15 protein-coding genes are annotated in these 18,190 nt (G+C 34.1%); 9 read left to right on the top strand and 6 right to left on the bottom strand.

Annotation, left to right across the window (positions count from 1 at the left end; all coding sequences use genetic code 11):
* Nucleotides 1-21: 21 nt before the first annotated feature.
* Entirely contained in the window at nucleotides 22-351 is a 330-nt protein-coding gene (locus AC0J6S_RS04020) for a HesB/IscA family protein (protein ID WP_113636269.1), read from the bottom strand.
* A gap of 167 nt (nucleotides 352-518) precedes the next feature.
* Here AC0J6S_RS04020 and AC0J6S_RS04015 point away from each other — a divergent pair, with 167 nt between their 5' ends.
* The 3 genes from AC0J6S_RS04015 to AC0J6S_RS04005 all read left to right on the top strand — a co-directional run bounded on the left by AC0J6S_RS04015 (nucleotide 519) and on the right by AC0J6S_RS04005 (nucleotide 5,020).
* Nucleotides 519-1,379: an MBL fold metallo-hydrolase gene (locus tag AC0J6S_RS04015; protein WP_474955544.1), complete on the top strand. Its 861-nt coding sequence runs from the start codon at nucleotides 519-521 to the stop codon at nucleotides 1,377-1,379.
* A 76-nt stretch (nucleotides 1,380-1,455) separates the two neighbouring features.
* A complete protein-coding gene (locus AC0J6S_RS04010; protein ID WP_474955543.1) occupies nucleotides 1,456-3,084 on the top strand; it encodes a S8 family peptidase in 1,629 nt (542 codons plus the stop codon).
* 61 nt (nucleotides 3,085-3,145) lie between these two features.
* Complete coding sequence (locus AC0J6S_RS04005) at nucleotides 3,146-5,020, top strand: M1 family metallopeptidase (protein ID WP_474955542.1); 1,875 nt, start codon at nucleotides 3,146-3,148, stop codon at nucleotides 5,018-5,020.
* 62 nt (nucleotides 5,021-5,082) lie between these two features.
* Here the strand turns inward: AC0J6S_RS04005 and AC0J6S_RS04000 are convergent, their stop codons facing one another.
* Nucleotides 5,083-6,288, bottom strand: a complete 1,206-nt coding sequence (locus tag AC0J6S_RS04000) for an NAD(P)/FAD-dependent oxidoreductase (protein WP_474955541.1) — start codon at nucleotides 6,286-6,288, stop codon at nucleotides 5,083-5,085.
* A gap of 384 nt (nucleotides 6,289-6,672) precedes the next feature.
* Here AC0J6S_RS04000 and AC0J6S_RS03995 point away from each other — a divergent pair, with 384 nt between their 5' ends.
* From AC0J6S_RS03995 to AC0J6S_RS03980, 4 genes are all read left to right on the top strand, one after another.
* Nucleotides 6,673-8,175 carry a hypothetical protein gene (locus AC0J6S_RS03995; protein WP_474955540.1) on the top strand — a complete coding sequence of 501 codons (1,503 nt, stop codon included), beginning with the start codon at nucleotides 6,673-6,675 and terminating at the stop codon, nucleotides 8,173-8,175.
* Entirely contained in the window at nucleotides 8,163-8,633 is a 471-nt protein-coding gene (locus AC0J6S_RS03990; protein WP_474955539.1) for a hypothetical protein, read from the top strand. The genes AC0J6S_RS03995 and AC0J6S_RS03990 overlap by 13 nt, the downstream gene beginning before the upstream one ends.
* Nucleotides 8,634-8,963: 330 nt before the next feature.
* On the top strand, nucleotides 8,964-10,499 hold the full coding sequence (locus tag AC0J6S_RS03985) for a hypothetical protein (protein WP_474955538.1): 1,536 nt from the start codon (nucleotides 8,964-8,966) through the stop codon (nucleotides 10,497-10,499).
* Nucleotides 10,500-10,501: 2 nt separating this feature from the next.
* Nucleotides 10,502-10,972: a hypothetical protein gene (locus AC0J6S_RS03980; RefSeq protein ID WP_474955537.1), complete on the top strand. Its 471-nt coding sequence runs from the start codon at nucleotides 10,502-10,504 to the stop codon at nucleotides 10,970-10,972.
* A 124-nt stretch (nucleotides 10,973-11,096) separates the two neighbouring features.
* On the opposite strand, the gene AC0J6S_RS03975 is transcribed toward AC0J6S_RS03980, so the two are convergent.
* Complete coding sequence (locus AC0J6S_RS03975) at nucleotides 11,097-12,035, bottom strand: L-threonine 3-dehydrogenase (RefSeq protein WP_474955536.1); 939 nt, start codon at nucleotides 12,033-12,035, stop codon at nucleotides 11,097-11,099.
* Between the two features lie 313 nt (nucleotides 12,036-12,348).
* Here AC0J6S_RS03975 and AC0J6S_RS03970 point away from each other — a divergent pair, with 313 nt between their 5' ends.
* Nucleotides 12,349-12,954: a hypothetical protein gene (locus AC0J6S_RS03970; RefSeq protein WP_474955535.1), complete on the top strand. Its 606-nt coding sequence runs from the start codon at nucleotides 12,349-12,351 to the stop codon at nucleotides 12,952-12,954.
* Complete coding sequence (gene mfd, locus AC0J6S_RS03965) at nucleotides 12,947-16,315, top strand: transcription-repair coupling factor (RefSeq protein WP_474955534.1); 3,369 nt, start codon at nucleotides 12,947-12,949, stop codon at nucleotides 16,313-16,315. Before AC0J6S_RS03970 ends, mfd begins: the two co-directional genes overlap by 8 nt.
* Nucleotides 16,316-16,362: 47 nt before the next feature.
* On the opposite strand, the gene AC0J6S_RS03960 is transcribed toward mfd, so the two are convergent.
* The 3 genes from AC0J6S_RS03960 to AC0J6S_RS03950 all read right to left on the bottom strand — a co-directional run bounded on the left by AC0J6S_RS03960 (nucleotide 16,363) and on the right by AC0J6S_RS03950 (nucleotide 18,163).
* On the bottom strand, nucleotides 16,363-16,971 hold the full coding sequence (locus AC0J6S_RS03960; protein WP_474955533.1) for a transposase: 609 nt from the start codon (nucleotides 16,969-16,971) through the stop codon (nucleotides 16,363-16,365).
* A gap of 66 nt (nucleotides 16,972-17,037) precedes the next feature.
* Nucleotides 17,038-17,694, bottom strand: coding sequence for an aspartate kinase (locus AC0J6S_RS03955; protein WP_066075622.1), 657 nt, complete (start codon nucleotides 17,692-17,694; stop codon nucleotides 17,038-17,040).
* 109 nt (nucleotides 17,695-17,803) lie between these two features.
* Entirely contained in the window at nucleotides 17,804-18,163 is a 360-nt protein-coding gene (locus AC0J6S_RS03950; RefSeq protein WP_474955532.1) for a YraN family protein, read from the bottom strand.
* Between the last annotated feature and the right edge of the window lie 27 nt (nucleotides 18,164-18,190).

The following is an 18,190-nucleotide window of genomic DNA, read 5'->3' as shown; positions in this document are numbered from 1 at the left end:
TTTATTATTTATATCTAAATATTAAAGAGAGAAACTTTCCCCGCAACCACATGTTCTATTGGCATTAGGATTATTGAAAACAAACCCTTTACCATTAATTCCTCCTGAGAATTCTAATATTGTTCCGGCTAAGTACAGAAAAGATTTTTTTTCAACAGCGATAGTGATATCGTTGTCTACAAAAATTTTATCATCGTCGCTTTTCGTTTTATCAAATTTTAAATCATAAGACAATCCAGAACATCCGCCGCTTTTTACACCCACTCTTACGTAGTCGATTGCAGCGTCAAAACCATCATCTTGCATTAAATCGATGATTTTTTTTCTTGCTGTGTCAGAAACTTTTATCATAGCTTATATTGATTTTGTCTAAATTAAGCACAAAGATAGTGTATAAAATGCTTTTTCCATAATTGATAACATTTTTATAACGGATGTAAAAATAGAAAAAAGCTATTTGAAACCTTAAAAAGCATTTGAATTCCCTAACTTTGACATCTCTCAAAAAACAAAAAAACATGAAATTATACCCCATAGAAACCGGAAATTTTAAATTGGATGGTGGCGCAATGTTTGGCGTGGTGCCAAAAACCATTTGGAATAAAACCAATCCTGCCGATGAAAACAATTTGATAGATATTGCGGCACGCTGTTTATTGATTGAAGACGGCAACCGATTGATCTTGATTGATACCGGGATGGGAAACAAGCAGTCCGAGAAATTTTTTGGCTATTATTCGCTTTGGGGAACACATTCCATGGACAAATCGTTGGCAAAATACGGTTTTCATCGTGATGATATCACTGATGTTTTTATGACGCATCTGCATTTTGACCATTGCGGTGGAAGCGTACAATGGAACGCTGACAAAACAGGATACGAACCGGCTTTTAAAAATGCTACATTCTGGTCTAATGAAAATCACTGGGAATGGGCAACAAAACCAAATCCAAGAGAAAAAGCATCGTTCTTATCTGAAAACATTTTGCCGATGCAGGAAAGCGGGCAGCTGAATTTCATACAAAGACCCGAAGGAGATTTTTTAGAAAAATCGGAACTGGGTTTTGGCATCTTCTTTGCTGATGGACATACTGAAAAGCAAATGATTCCGCACATACAGTATAAGGACAAGACCATCGTTTTTTGCGCTGATTTATTGGCAACAGCCGGACACATTCCTATTCCGTATGTGATGGGATATGATACCCGACCTTTATTGACAATGCCAGAAAAAGAAAAATTCATGAATGCGGCCGCGGATAATAATTATTATTTGTTTTTGGAACACGACGCACATAACGAAATCATAACCGTACAAAAAACCGAGAAAGGGGTTCGCTTGGCAGAAGTATTTACTTGCGAACAAATCTTAACATAGTGTTAATCATAACGCCTTTTTTAACAAAAAAAATTATTTTAGACAAATATTTCAAAAACTAGATAAAAAATTCGAAATGAATACCATTAAACCTATTTACATTTCTGCTTTTGCACTATTAGCATTAGTAGGATGTGGCGCTTCACAACAAGTTTTAAATACTTCAAATTCTGAACTGGTTGCCATAAGCGCCCCTTTGAACATCACTAAAAAATCGGCTATTACTGAAAACGACTTAAAACGTTGGAGTCATTTAGATATTGTAACCGATACCATTCCTGGAATGAGTGTTGATAAGGCATACGCCGAATTATTAAAAGGAAAAACGGGAGTTCCTGTTATTGTTGGGATTATAGATTCTGGGGTAGATATCGAACACGAGGATTTGAAATCGGTGCTTTGGACCAATACAAAAGAGATCGCTGGAAATGGAATTGACGATGACAATAACGGATATATCGATGATATTCACGGATGGAATTTTCTTGGAGACAGTACCAAGGAAAATTTGGAATACGAAAGAATTATTAAAGATAAAAGCTTAGTTGATGACGCAACTTATCAAGCTGCAAAAGCATTAAATGATAAAAAGGTTGCTGAAGCTGCTGCAGGGAAAACTCGTTCAGAGCAAATGCTAGAGACTATTGCTGCTGGTGATGCTGTTTTAGTAAAACATTTTGGCAAACCAATTTATACAATTGAAGAGGTAAATGCAATTGTTTCGCAAGAACCAGCAACACAAAAAAGTAAAGCGGCTATGCAACAAATGTTATCATATGGATTGCCGGTAGCGGAGCTTAAAATTGCTGTTCAAAAACAATTAGAAGATCAGGCTGCCCTTATAAACGGAGACAATCTGAAAACAGATTACCGCAAAGTAGTAGGAGATAATCCAAATGATATTACCGATACTAAATATGGAAACAATAATGTGATGGGACCAGACAAGAACGAAATTCTTCATGGAACACACGTTGCAGGTATTGTTGCGCAAAGCAGAAACAACGTTTTAGGTGGTGATGGTGTTGCTAATAATGTTCAAATTCTTACCGTTCGTGCAGTGCCAGATGGTGATGAATATGATAAAGATATTGCACTTGGAATTCGTTATGCGGTTGATAATGGTGCGAAAGTAATCAATGGAAGTTTTGGAAAAAATTTTTCTCCACACAAGCAATGGGTTTATGATGCTATAAAATATGCTGAGAAAAAAGATGTATTAATCGTTCACGCAGCCGGTAATGATGCAAAAGATATTGACTATGCAGAGAATTTTCCTAACGATTCTGAAGATAAAGTAACTGAGTTTGCTGATAATTTAATTACAATTGGTGCTTTGAATTTTGAATACGGAAATAAAGTCGTGGCTCGTTTTTCTAATATCGGAAAAATAAATGTTGACGTTTTTGCTCCTGGAGTGAAAATCTACGCTACAACGCCAAACAATACGTATAAATATTTGCAAGGAACTTCGATGGCTGCACCTAATGTTGCCGGAGTTGCTGCATTAATTCGTTCGTACTATCCAAAATTATCTGCTAAACAAGTGAAGCATATTTTGATGGATTCAGGAATTGCCATTTCAACAGATGTTATTGTAGGTGGAAAAGCAAATGATACGCGTTCTTTTACTACTCTCTCTAAATCAGGGAAAATAGTAAATGCTTACAACGCTTTATTGATGGCTGAAAAAATGTCTAAATAATATTTAAACAATTCATTATATGGAAGGACAATTTGTCCTTCCATTTTTATTTTAATCAAATATGAAAAAACTACTTTTATTCTCTTTTGTCACTTTGAGTTTCGGAACTGTTTTTGCCCAAAACACTTCATATTGGCAACAGCATGTCGATTACAAAATGGATGTTTCCATGGATGTAAAAACATACCAATACAAAGGAAAACAGGAATTGGTTTACACCAATAATTCTCCTGATACTTTAAGAAAAGTATATTACCACCTTTATAATAATGCATTTCAGCCTGGAAGTGAAATGGATGCAAGAATCCAAAGCATCAAAGATCCAGATGGCAGAATGGTCACCAAAGTAAAAGTTGGTGATAAAGAAGTCAAAGAAAGTCGCATTAAAAATTTGAAACCAAATGAAATTGGTTATTTGCGAATTTCTAATTTCAAACAAGACGGAGCAGTTGCTAATGCAAAAGAGATTGGGACTATTCTTGAAGTAACTTTGGCTAAGCCAATATTACCCAATTCCAAAACTATATTCACATTAGATTTTGATGGCCAGGTTCCAATACAAATTCGTCGTTCTGGAAGAAATAATGCTGAAGGAGTTGAATTATCAATGGCGCAATGGTATCCAAAAATAGCCGAATTTGATTTTGAAGGATGGCACGCAGATCCATATATCGCCAGAGAATTTCATGGTGTTTGGGGAAATTTTGATGTGAATATTACCATAGATGCAGCATACGTTTTAGGTGGTACGGGTTATTTGCAAAACAAAAACGAAATAGGTCACGGCTACCAAGACCAAGGTGTTGTTGTGTCTGTTCCAAAGAAAACTAAAACGTTGACTTGGCATTTTAATGCACCAATGGTTCATGATTTTACTTGGGCTGCTGATAAGAATTACATTCATGATATTGCCAAAGGCCCAAATGGGGTTGATATTCACTTTTTATACAAAAACAATCCAAAATTTGTACAAAACTGGAAAGATCTACAGCCAAAAACAGTGCGGTTAATGGCGTTTTACAATAAAACCGTTGGAGATTATCCGTACAAACAATATTCTGTAATTCAAGGTGGCGATGGCGGAATGGAATATGCGATGTGTACTTTAATTTTAGGACAAGGAAGTTTTGAAGGGTTACTAGGTGTAACCGCACACGAAATGGCGCATTCTTGGTTTCAGCATGTATTGGCCTCTAATGAATCAAAACACGGTTGGATGGACGAAGGTTTTACTTCATTCCTGGAAGATTTAGGAATGAATGAAATTGCCGATAAAAAAGTAGAAAACCCATTTACCGGAGCGTATGCTGGATATTTTTCAATGGTGAATTCAGGCAAGGAATTGCCACAAACTACACATGCAGATCGTTTTGACGAAAACAGAGTTTACAGTATTACTTCGTATAGCAAAGGAGAACTTTTCCTGACACAATTAATGTATTTGATAGGGAAAGAAAATCTGATGAAAACTTTAAAAAAGTATTACAGCGATTTTAAATTCAAGCATCCAACGCCAAATGATATTAAAAGATCTGCCGAAAGAATTACGGGAGCAAATCTGGATTGGTACTTAACGGATTGGACACAAACCACCAACACCATTGATTATGCAATCAATGATGTAAAAGAAAATGCAGATAAAACAACGGTTACTTTAGGAAGAATAGGCAGAATGCCTATGCCAATTGATTTATTAGTGGAGTACACAGACGGAACAATGGAAAGTTTTTACATCCCGTTGCGAATGATGAGTTTTGAAAAAGAAAACCCAAATCCTGCTGTAAAAAGAACAGTTTTGAATGATTGGGCTTGGGCGTATCCAACGTTTGAATTCAACATTGCTAAATCAAAAGCTTCCATCAAGAAAATAACTATTGATCCAAGTGGATTAATGGCTGATATCAAGAAGGAAAACAATACCTACGAGTTAAAGTAATTTTTTAAAGCCCTGAAAAGGGCTTTTTTTATGCTGTTTAACGAAATATTGGCGTTAGGAAATTATCTTCTGAATTTAAAATATTCTTCTAAAGTATGTTTTTTGTTTTTCAACATTTCAGAGACGAGTTCCATTCCAATAACTGAAAATGTAATACCGTTTCCGCCAAAGCCCAATACGAAATAAGCGCTTGGAAAATTGGGATGTTTGCCAATGTAAGGCAAGCCATCTTTGGTCTCGCCAAAAGTACCCGCCCAAACAAAATCCATTCTGAAATCATAATCGGGTAAAATTTTCTTCAGATATTTAGTCAATTTATCGGACTTATCGTTGAGTAAGGAATCTCTTTTTGCAGCGTCTACAAAATCTTCATCTTCGCCGCCGATAAGTAATCGGTTATCATCCGTCGTTCTCATATACATGTAGGGTTCCGCCGTATTCCAAAATAGAGTGTCATTAAGATGCGATTGGTCGTCTTCAAAACGTTCGCCCACAATTGCATAAGTAGAAAGTAATTTTACAAATTTGTCTCTAATTATTTCGGTACTTTCAAAACCGTTACAGTAAATTATTTTTTTAGCGGTAATGGTAGTGCCATGTTCTGTCAGAACAGTGACGCCATTTTGTTTGTAAGTAACTTTTTTGATATCTGTTTTATCGAAAATCTGCAATCCTTTTTCGTGATTGTAGGCTAGAATATCATGTGCTAACTGGAAAGCATCTATGCTACCGCCTTGTTCTGACAAGATTCCGCCATGCGAATGTTTGATGTGAAATTTTTTATCAATTTCATCGGCTTCCAGCCATTTTACAGGCATTCCGATTTTTTTTCTAGCCTCAAATTCTTTTTTTAACCAAACAACATCTTTCTTTAATGTGGCAAAATAGAGCGATTCCTTTTTCTCAAATCCACAATCCGATTTTACTTGTAGCACTATTTTCTTCAAATCATCAATCGATTTGTAACATGCCCAATAACTGTCAACGGCGGCTTTTTCGCCAATCAAATCTATGAGTTGGTGCAAAGGAACGTCAATCTCATATTGCAACATGGATGTCGTAGCCGATGTGCTTCCGTGACCAATTTCCCTGCGATCGATCAGTACGGTTTTATAACCATCTGCCATACATTGATGCGCTATAAGACTGCCAGTTATTCCGCCTCCTACAATTAGAATTTCTGTATCCAAATTTTCTCTTAATGACGGATAGGAGTTAATGATTCCGTTTTTTACCAACCAAAAAGGTTCACTTGATTTTAGTTTCATGGCGCTGAGGTTTTTATCAAATGTAGTAAAAATATTTTTTTATATGATGCTAAAGAAAAAACACAAAACACAATTAAAAAAAATCGGGTTTCAAAAACTAGATTTTCACCCTAATTTTTTAAAATCCGAATACTATATAAATAAAAGTATTATGCTTTTTAGGCACTCAAATTTTTCAACATATCTACGGTCATCGTTTCCAAATCAAAATCATGTTTCCATCACCAATCTTTTCTTGCTTCAGCATCGTCAATACTTGCTGGCCAACTGTCAGCTATTTTTTTTAGAATATCACTAAAAGTGGGTATTTGATTTACAGTAAATTAGCCGTAAGTTTGAAAATGATGTTTTTTACACGAAAAAACACTAATTTTAAATCATATTATGAAAGTAAAATTATTTACCCCCCCCCCCCCCCCCCCCCCCCGTTACTTAGGAATTTTCTTAATTATTTTGTTTTGTTCTTGTACTAATGATGACTCAAAAGAAATTGAACTAATAGAAAGGCAACAACTGCAAAACAAATTTTCTTTAGCCAATTTTGATGATGATTTTATTAAAAATAATCTTGTTGTTGATTGGAATGATTTTGTTTTAAATATAGATAAGGATACAATTTCTGACACTAAAGTTTATGAATTCAACACCTCTTTTATAGTAAACACCTCACTTGATAATGGAAAATTCAAATTAGCTGTTAAATATAAACTCTTAGCATCTAGAAACGGTACTGAGCCTTGGAAATTTGAAATAATAAAATTCCTTTCCAGCGAATCAGATCCAATCGATCTCATAAGTCATTCCTCTCCTTATTCATTTTCAGGAACCCTTTATCACTATAATCTTAATGGAGAAAACACCAAAATGATTGCATATAAAAAAGGGAAGGTAATAAGTAAATTTGTGAATAAGGTAAAGTTAGCGAGTAGCATAACAGCTAAGGAACCTTCCATTGGAGGTGATACTGGTGGCTTTTGGATGTTCACCAGAACACAGCATTATACCGACTGGTATCAGACAAGTAATTATAGTCAAGGAGTCTATACTTATACTCACTCGACTTATAATTATACTTCATCTGAATACGTATGGGTAAGCACAGGAGGCAGCAGCAATGCAAATTATCATAACCATTATGACTATCCACATGGTACTTCTATAGGCACAAATAATCATCCCAAAGAGATAATCATTGATCCTTCTTTCACAAATAATCCTTGTTTAAAAGGCGTATATGATAAACTAGAAGCTTCTTCAACTTTTAAAAATCAATTAAACAAATTTGATGTTGATTTTAAAGGTGCTAATTTGAGACTAAGCGTTGGGGTTGACCCTGCTTACCCTCCTTCAACAACTGCAATAACTTATGAACCTGTGGATTATTTAATTAATATTATGTTTAATCCAGATCAATTGAAAAGACCAGAGTTAGATATTGCGAGAACGTTTTTCCACGAATTACTACATGCTGAAATGTATAGAAAATTATTATCTCTTGCTAAACAGGGCAACATTCCTTGGTCTGCTGCTTTTATAACTAGTATAAAAAATGATTATCCCGGACTTACTGATTATTATACAAGATATGAATATAATGTCGCTCCGGGACAACAACCCACAAATACGCAACACGAGTTGATGGCACAACATTCTAGAGACGTAATAGTTAAAGTTTTGCAACAATATGATAATAATCAGCATTCAATAGAGTTTTATGATGCGTTAGCTTGGAGTGGATTAATGGGAAAGGGGGGCAATTTTGATAGTGTTACTTTGTTACCACCATCTCCAACCGTTGCTTGGAAAAATTTGACTCAAACTCAGCGCAAAAAAATTGTGGATATAATTATTAATTTTCAAAATTCAAATCCGCCATGTCAACAATAACAAAAAAAAGAATAACAATTCTTTGTTTGGGGTGCTTTTATTTCTTGTTTTCACAAGAAATGAAGAAACAAGAATATACAACAGTTTTGATTGATTTTAAAGATATTTCTTTAGCACATTACTGTATTAATAAATCAATGACAAAAGCTGAATTTAGTTTTTACCTTAAGGGATATGAAACTAAGCATGCGAGAGAGGAAGGAATTAGAAAGTCTAAAAATGGTCTTGCAACTAGTCTAGGTATTCCTACATTTATTTTCACTCTTTATAGTTCTACTATTTTTTCTCCTAAACCAGAAAAACCTGAGAAATTAAAAACTTTAGAAGGAATAAACTATATAGCACTAAAAGAATTTCAAAGTAATAATTATCAATGTACTAGTAGTGTTTATATAATTCATAAATTAAAAGACGGCACTTATTTAAAATGGAAAACATACTATTTATCTGAAGAATAAAAATAGTGGTTATATAAAGACTCTACTGTAAGTTCTGCTCTCCGTAGTGTTCCTTTATAGCGCAGATACTACGCAAATGTCTCTTAAATCATGTGCTCGTAAATCAAGGTGATAAAATTTATTTCAAACAAAAAAAGTCTAGTTTTTCAAGCTAGACTTTTTTTAAATTTTTATTTTTCCGGACTATTTCAAATGTTCCAACATATCTGTAGTCATCGTTTCTAAATCAAACTCATGTTTCCATCCCCAATCTTTTCTGGCTTCAGCATCATCAATACTTGCAGGCCAACTGTCAGCTATTTTTTTTAAAATATCACTAAAAGTGGGTATTTGATTTACAGTAAATTAGCCGTAAGTTTGAAAATGATGTTTTTTACACGAAAAAACACTAATTTTAAATCATATTATGAAAGTAAAATTATTTACCCCCCCCGTTACTTAGGAATTTTCTTAATTATTTTGTTTTGTTCTTGTACTAATGATGACTCAAAAGAAATTGAACTAATAGAAAGGCAACAACTGCAAAACAAATTTTCTTTAGCCAATTTTGATGATGATTTTATTAAAAATAATCTTGTTGTTGATTGGAATGATTTTGTTTTAAATATAGATAAGGATACAATTTCTGACACTAAAGTTTATGAATTCAACACCTCTTTTATCGTAAACACCTCACTTGATAATGGAAAATTCAAATTAGCTGTTAAATATAAACTCTTAGCATCTAGAAACGGTACTGAGCCTTGGAAATTTGAAATAATAAAATTCCTTTCCAGCGAATCAGATCCAATCGATCTCATAAGTCATTCCTCTCCTTATTCATTTTCAGGAACCCTTTATCACTATAATCTTAATGGAGAAAACACCAAAATGATTGCATATAAAAAAGGGAAGGTAATAAGTAAATTTGTGAATAAGGTAAAGTTAGCGAGTAGCATAACAGCTAAGGAACCTTCCATTGGAGGTGATACTGGTGGCTTTTGGATGTTCACCAGAACACAGCATTATACCGACTGGTATCAGACAAGTAATTATAGTCAAGGAGTCTATACTTATACTCACTCGACTTATAATTATACTTCATCTGAATACGTATGGGTAAGCACAGGAGGCAGCAGCAATGCGGATTATCATAAACATTATGACTATCCGCATGGTACTTCTATAGGTACTAATAATCATCCCAAAGAGATAATCATTGACCCTTCCTTTTTAAATACAAAAGCTGAATGTATATACAACAAACTAATGGGGTCTAGTACTGGATTCAAAAATGCGATTCAAAAATTTGATGGAGAGTTTCCTGTGTCTCACTTAAAATTGACTATCAATGATAATTTAGAACCCAATGTTTACGGTATAACCCTCCCCCCTGTCAATTATATAACAGAAGTTCAAATAAGTAATAATGCATTACAAAGTTTGTCAGATTTAGGTAAAGCTACAGTATTTGCACATGAAATAATTCATGCTGAAATATTTAGAAAAATGCTATCAGCTGCTCAATTGGGAAACTTAGATCCCAACAACATGAATGCACAACAACAAACCAACTATGTTAACTCATTGAAAGATAATTTCCCAGGATTATATGATTATTATTTAGTTAGGTTTAAATCTACTTGGAACCATGAAATGATGGCAAATCATTACAGAACAACAATTGCTGATATCATTCAAAAATTTGACAACAATAGGTTACCTCGTTCTACTTATGAAGCCGTTTCTTGGGTTGGTTTAGGGGTATTAGATAGCGATAAGGGACTTACAACAATTGCTTGGGACAACTTAACTCCTGAACAAAAAATAGTTATAAATAATTTAATTAGGGATAATTTTTATAATGGACCTTCAAATTGCAACTAATCATGAAAAAAATATTTTGGATTTTAATATTATGTATTTCATTTTCCATATTTGGGCAAACCAAAGAAAGTGATTTTTTTAACTTTTATAAAGGTGGGAATAAGTATAAGAAACCTGTCAAATATGTGCTTTTTGATATGTCCGCAGGAGATATTAAAAAAGAAGTTGACAACAAAACTTATTTTTATATGGGAGGAGAATCGTTTATTTTTGATGCTAAAATCAATAAAAAGGATACTTGCTTAGTTGACAAGTTTAAATTCACCTTCGATAAATCAGAAGATTTACAACAAAAAGCGTATCAGTTTTACAAGGAAAAAAAGCAAATAGAGGAAAGAAAAATGAAGTTAAAAAATCCAATACCGTATCCGGTAACTGATTTTAGTCCATACTTTAAAATTTATGTATTAGAAAAAACTCATAAAAATACGTTGTTAAAATACGAAGTTTATTGGATATATTCTACTTTTTGAAACTAAATATTGTCAAGAATTTAAATGTCACATTAAAGAGGTGTGATTGCTATTTTATACCATTAAAACCAAGAAAAGTCTAATTTTACATTAGACTTTTTTTATGGTTTTATTTTTAAGGAAACTATTTCAAATGCTCCAGCATATCCACTGTCATTGATTCCAAATCAAACTCATGTTTCCATCCCCAATCTTTTCTGGCTTCAGCATCATCAATACTTGCGGGCCAACTGTCAGCTATTTTTTGACGGAAATCCGGCTCATAAGTGATGGTAAATTCAGGAATGTGTTTCTTGATTTCGACAGCAATCTCTGTTGGCGTAAAGCTCATGGCAGCTAAGTTGTACGAAGAGTGAATTTTTATTTGGTCAGCCGGCGCTTGCATAATTTGAATGGTCGCAGCAATGGCATCGTCCATATACATCATCGGCATTTTAGTTTCTGAGGATAAAAAACATTCGTATGTTTTATCCGAAAGTGCTTTGTGAAAAATATCGACCGCATAATCCGTAGTTCCGCCACCAGGAGGCGATGACCAACTGATTAAGCCAGGATAACGGATGCTTCTTACATCTACACCAAAAATAGTATGGTAGTATTCGCACCATCTTTCGCCCGCTTGTTTACTGATTCCGTACACCGTTGAAGGCTCCATTATCGTGTATTGTGGCGTATTTTCTTTAGGAGTTGTTGGTCCAAAAACCGCAATACTCGAAGGCCAGAATATTTTTTTTATTTTTCCGGCTTTCGCCAAATTCAAAACGTGAAACAATGAATTCATGTTCAAATCCCAAGCAAAGGCAGGATTTTTTTCCGCTGTAGCCGATAACAATGCGGCCATCAAATATACTTCGTCAATTTGGTGTACTTCGACCAAATGTTCAATTTGATTGAAATCTAAAGCGTTTACCACTTCAAATGGACCAGAATTTACCACGTCAATATTTAACTTTCGGATATCAGAAGCGATTACATTTTCGGTTCCATATATTTTTCGCAACTTTTGTGTAAGCTCTGTACCTATTTGGCCACAAGCGCCAATAATCAATATTTTTGTACTCATTTTTGTCTGTTTTGAAAAACAAAGATAACGTTTTCGTAAATAACAATATTTTGATCAAAATGATTATAAAAATCTTAAAATAGTATTTAAAAACACGTTGAATTTCTTAAATTTTCATATTTTTAAACCTAAAAATCAGTGAAGCAATATTAGATTGTTATTCCAATGCTGGAATTCATTATTGTAAATTTACTTTGTAACTTTGTACCTAAATTAATGGAAATTTTTAAAGGGTCATAATTGCTTCTTTTTTAAAAAATTACAACTGTATTTGAATTACTTTCATCCATTAAAAAATGATAAATTTACGCACATGAAATATAAAATAGCCGTTTTCTTCTCTCTGGTTTTTGTTTTGTTCTCTTGTAAAAATGACAATGAAAAACGCATTGTGGAAAACAAAAAAGAGATTCAAAAAAGAGAAATCATTTTCGCAAACATACAGAAAGGTTGGGTGTTATACGATGAACCAGTAACCGAAGCGGGTGAAAAAAGCATCGTATCTTGGAATGAATGGCGTATGTTTTTGGCTGAATTATCACAAAAACCTAAAAAAACCATTGGAGCTTTTCAGCAAAAATCAAAAGCGCTTTCGAAAAAAGCAATGGCTCTAAACGATAATATTCCTTACGAATACAACAAACCTCAAATAAAAAGTAGGATTTCGACTTTGATTACTAAAGTACGATTGTTGGATTTATTCATTCATTTAGATAATATTCCAGATAAAAAAGTGACGTTGTTAGTGTCGGAAATCAACTTGGAATTGGTTTCACTTCAAAGACAAATGGACAAAATTGTCGAGAAAAGTAAAATCCCGCTTGAGGAAGGAGAATCTGATTTGTTGAAAATGATGGATACTTCAAGAGCCATTCCTAATACACCGATCATAGATCCAAATATACCACGCGTTGAGTAAAAAAATCTTATACAATACCTACGATAATTCGCCAAAAACCCAGCAAATAGTTGCGCGGTTATTAGAAAATAATCAAGCAAAAATGCAGTTGTCAGGACTTTTGGGTTCTGCAGTTTCGTTTGTCATTCGTTCTGTTTTTAAACAATCGGAGCTTCCTTTTTTATTTATTCTCAATAATAAAGAAGAAGCGGCTTACTACCTGAACGATTTAGAACAGATGATTGGGGAGCAAGATGTGCTCTTTTATCCGGGTTCATTCCGTCGGCCTTACGAAATCGAAGATACAGATAACGCGAATGTTTTGCTTCGGGCTGAAGTGTTAAACCGAATTAATTCCCGAAAGAAACCCGCCGTTATTGTCACGTATCCCGAAGCGCTTTTCGAGAAAGTAGTGACTAGAAAAGAATTGGACAAAAACACGTTGAAAGTTGCTGTTGGAGATAAGATTTCCATCGACTTTATCAATGAAGTTTTGTTCGAATACGAATTCAAAAGAGTTGATTTTATTATAGAACCAGGAGAATTTTCGGTTCGTGGAGGAATCGTGGATGTATTTTCATTTTCGAATGATAATCCGTACCGAATTGAGTTTTTTGGAGACGAAGTAGAGAGCATCCGTTCGTTTGATGTTGCCACGCAATTGTCTATTGAAACGCAAAAAAAGATTACAATAATCCCAAATGTGGAAAACAAAGTTTTTCAGGAAAACCGAGAAAGTTTCTTAGATTATATTTCGGAGAAGACAGTGATTTTCATTCAAAATACCGAATATTTTTTAGCACAATTGGACAAACAATTTGGCAAAGCCGAAGAAGCTTTCGCAAAATTGTCGCAGGAAATAAAACGATCTTCTCCGGAACAATTGTTTTTGAATCAAGAAGAATTTATAAAAAGAGCGTTGGATTTTTCGATTGTTGAATTGAGTTCAAAAGCTATTTTTAGAACCACCAAAAAATTCGAATTTCACATTCAGCCACAACCGTCGTTCAACAAACAGTTTGATTTGTTGTTGAATAATCTGAACGAAAATCATTTTAACGGTTACAAGAATTATTTATTTTGTTCGAATGAAGCTCAGGCGAAACGATTTCATGATATTTTTGAAACATTAGACGAAGCGAATTCAGAAAATATACGCAAGCAATACAACACTATTGTTTTGCCTTTATATCAAGGATTTATTGACGAAGAAAATCAAATAACCTGTTATACTGACCACCAGATTTTTGAACGCTATCATAAATTCAGTATCAAAAATGGCTATTCGAAAAAACAAAATATTACTTTAAAAGAACTCACGACACTTTCGGTTGGGGATTATGTGACGCATATCGACCACGGAATTGGACGTTTTGGAGGATTACAAAAAATACAAGTCGAAGGCAAAACACAAGAAGCCATTAAACTTGTTTATGCAGATAATGATATTGTGTATGTGAGTATTCACTCGTTGCACAAAATTTCTAAATACAACGGAAAAGACGGAACGCCACCCAAAATTTACAAATTGGGTTCGAATGCCTGGAAGATATTAAAACAAAAAACCAAGGCTAGAGTCAAACATATTGCATTCAACCTGATTCAGTTGTATGCCAAAAGAAGACTCGAAAAAGGATTCCAGTTTGCGCCTGACAGTTATTTGCAAAATGAACTGGAAAGCTCGTTTATATACGAAGATACACCGGACCAAACCAAATCTACGGCAGAAGTAAAAGCAGATATGGAAAGCGACCGACCAATGGATCGCTTGGTTTGTGGAGATGTTGGTTTTGGTAAAACCGAAGTTGCCATTCGTGCGGCTTTCAAAGCAGTCGATAATAGCAAACAAGTTGCGATTTTAGTTCCTACAACCATTTTGGCATACCAACATTACAGAACGTTTACAGAACGATTGAAAGATATGCCGGTTTCTGTGGGTTATTTAAACCGTTTTAGAACCGCCAAACAAAAAGCGGAAACACTAAAACAATTGGCCGAAGGAAAACTCGATATTGTGATTGGAACCCATCAATTAGTCAACAAAAATGTGGTTTTCAAAGATCTTGGATTGCTGATTGTGGATGAGGAACAAAAATTTGGCGTGAACGTAAAAGACAAACTTAAAACCATTGCGGCGAATGTCGATACATTGACATTGACAGCAACGCCAATTCCGAGAACCTTACAATTTTCGTTGATGGCAGCACGTGATTTATCCGTGATTACAACGCCTCCACCAAATAGATATCCTATAGAAACGAATGTAGTAGGTTTTAGTGAAGAGATGATTCGGGATGCGATTTCGTATGAAATTCAGCGTAACGGACAAGTTTTCTTCATCAATAACCGAATAGAAAATATCAAGGAAGTGGCCGGAATGATCCAGCGTTTGGTGCCAAATGCCAGAGTTGGAATTGGTCACGGCCAGATGGATGGAAAAAAACTCGAGGAATTAATGTTAGCTTTTATGAACGGAGAATTTGACGTTTTAGTCGCAACCACCATCATTGAAAGCGGTTTAGACGTACCTAATGCGAATACGATTTTCATCAATAATGCAAATAATTTTGGGTTATCAGATTTGCATCAAATGCGTGGTCGAGTAGGGCGTAGCAACAAGAAAGCATTTTGTTATTTTATTTGTCCGCCATATTCTGCCATGACCGATGATGCCAGAAAACGAATTCAGGCTTTGGAACAGTTCAGTGACTTGGGAAGTGGATTCAATATTGCGATGAAAGATTTAGAGATTCGCGGTGCCGGAGATTTATTGGGAGGTGAGCAAAGTGGTTTCATCAATGAAATTGGTTTTGATACCTATCAAAAAATCATGAACGAAGCCATTGATGAATTGAAAGAAAACGAATTCAAGGATCTGTATCCAGAGGAAAATAATTTGGAAACCAAAGAATACGTCAAAGACCTACAAATCGATACTGATTTTGAGTTATTATTTTCGGATGAATACATCAATAATGTTTCGGAACGATTGAGTTTGTATAATGAACTAGGTGCTGTAAAAAATGAAGAAGAATTGATCATTTTCCAAAATAAATTGATTGACCGTTTTGGGCCAATGCCGCCACGTGCGAAAGCGTTGATGAATAGTATTCGAATCAAATGGATTGCGACTCGCATTGGAATCGAAAAATTAGTGATGAAACAAGGCAAGATGATTGGATATTTTATTTCAGATCAACAATCAGATTATTATCAATCGAATCGTTTTCATAAAGTACTGCAGTTTGTGCAAAAACATCCTAATTTATGTAAAATGAAAGAAAAGCAAACGCCGGCTGGATTACGACTTTTGTTGACTTTTGATAATGTAAAAAATACCAGGACAGCTTTGGAATTGATGGAGCTGTTGGGAGGAGAATAAATAAGAAAGCTTCCAACCTTTTGAAGGCTGGTAGCTTTCTTTAAAACTTACTCCATAATCAATGCTTTAATTTCATCCAAATTTGGATTACTAGAATGATAATATTTAAAATTTTCTAAATCATGAAAATATTCTATTACCTTTTCTCTTTGTAATTTTGTCTTCTTGTTTGAGATAACTGTTCCATAAGAAGTCCAAGGGTATTCTATGATGTGTTCTGCAAACTTATGATGAACCGGATTATTGTGGATATAAAAAACAAGTTTTTGAAAGTAAGTTTCTGAATTAACTACTTTTCGCCTAAAGTTTTTTTCAAATAAACTACCTGTCCTTTTATATCGTTTATTCATCCCTAAAGTATAAGCATTGAATAAATTTGAAAACTGTTTTGAAGCACTAACTATTTTTGGTTTAACAGTTGAAGAGTATTCTAATTTTGTACTATCAATTTCTTCAGTTTCTTTGATGTAAACCAGAATGTGAAAATGATTTTTCATCAAACACCAAGCATAAGTTTCTGCTACGGGGTCAATATATTTCTCGTATAATCTCAAAAAATGTTTATAGTTCTCAATTTCATAAAACAGATCGATTCCATTATTGCCTCTATTATAAATATGATAGTATTTACCGTTTTCAAGAGGAATTGGATTCATAATGTTTTTTAGTTTAAAAGCTTCCAGCCTTTTGAAGGCTGGAAGCTTTGTTGATAACGGAATTTTCTAATTCTTCAAATCTTTAATCACCTTAAAAGCAACATCTACTTGTTCTTCGCTCACTAAAATGGTGAACTCATTAGAAGTTGAAATTACTTCATTGATAATAATTCCTTCCCAAGCCAAACGTTGAAAAATAAAATAGTAAATCCCAGGAACGACAATGTTTTCTTTTGGTAATTTTACTGTGATAGAAGCTAGATTATCTAATTTCTGAATCAGTTTTTCAGTAGCAAAATGTTTGTCCACTAAGTGATTGATACTGTTGCTAACCACAATGTTGGTTTCATTTACACCTCTGGAAGAAGTGTAAAAAATATCTGGTAGTGAATTGATATCGGTAATTAAATCGGCTTGTTTGTTTAAAACCGTGTCAGAAGCAGCAAAAGTATAATCGGTCAAAGCCGAACGAACGGTGATTTCCCCGATATTCTTAATGACTTTATTAATCTTATGATTTAACCTGAAATCCAGTTCCTCTGTTAGTCTTTTTAAAGCCATAACAACCGCTCCTTGTTTTACTTCCTTGCCAAATTCACTTTCTAATTCGGTCATTATGTTTCGGGATAATGAGGTCAGATTTATGATGCCTAATGATAATGCATTCAGCAAAAAAGGCTTTGTTTTGATGTAGTTTTCTACAATGGAAGAAACAGTTTTCATGATGTGATTTTTTTAGTTGGTTGTTGTTTTACGCGTAGTCAGTGTGTAAATAGGACGCAAATATAAATAAAAAACAATTTGTTACAAATATAACATCAAGAAAAAACTATTAAAAGTGATAAAAAGCATCGATAAGATGCTCAATTACAAAAGATTTACCTTCTTTATGGATCGCAATAATGTCAAAACGTACTTCAATATCCAAATTTCTTTCGTTGACAAAAGCATCCACGGCTTTTACAAGAAGTTGGATTTTTTTTGGTTTTACAAAATCCTGAGGCAACCCAAATTCTAACGAAGAACGGGTTTTGACTTCAACTATAGCAAGTGTATTTCCTTTTTGGGCGAGAATGTCTATTTCTGCTTTTTGGAAAGTCCAGTTGGTTTGCAAAATAGTGTAGCCGTCTTTCCGCAAAAATTCGACTGCCATTTCTTCTCCAAGTTTTCCGAGTTCGTTGTGTTCTGCCATTGAAAAAATTTGTTTTAAGTTTAGGTT

It is taken from the genome of Flavobacterium sp. TS_SC_5, from assembly GCF_056156265.1.
The sequence above is the reverse complement of the archived record's forward strand: the minus strand, read 5'-3'. Positions and strand labels throughout refer to the sequence as shown.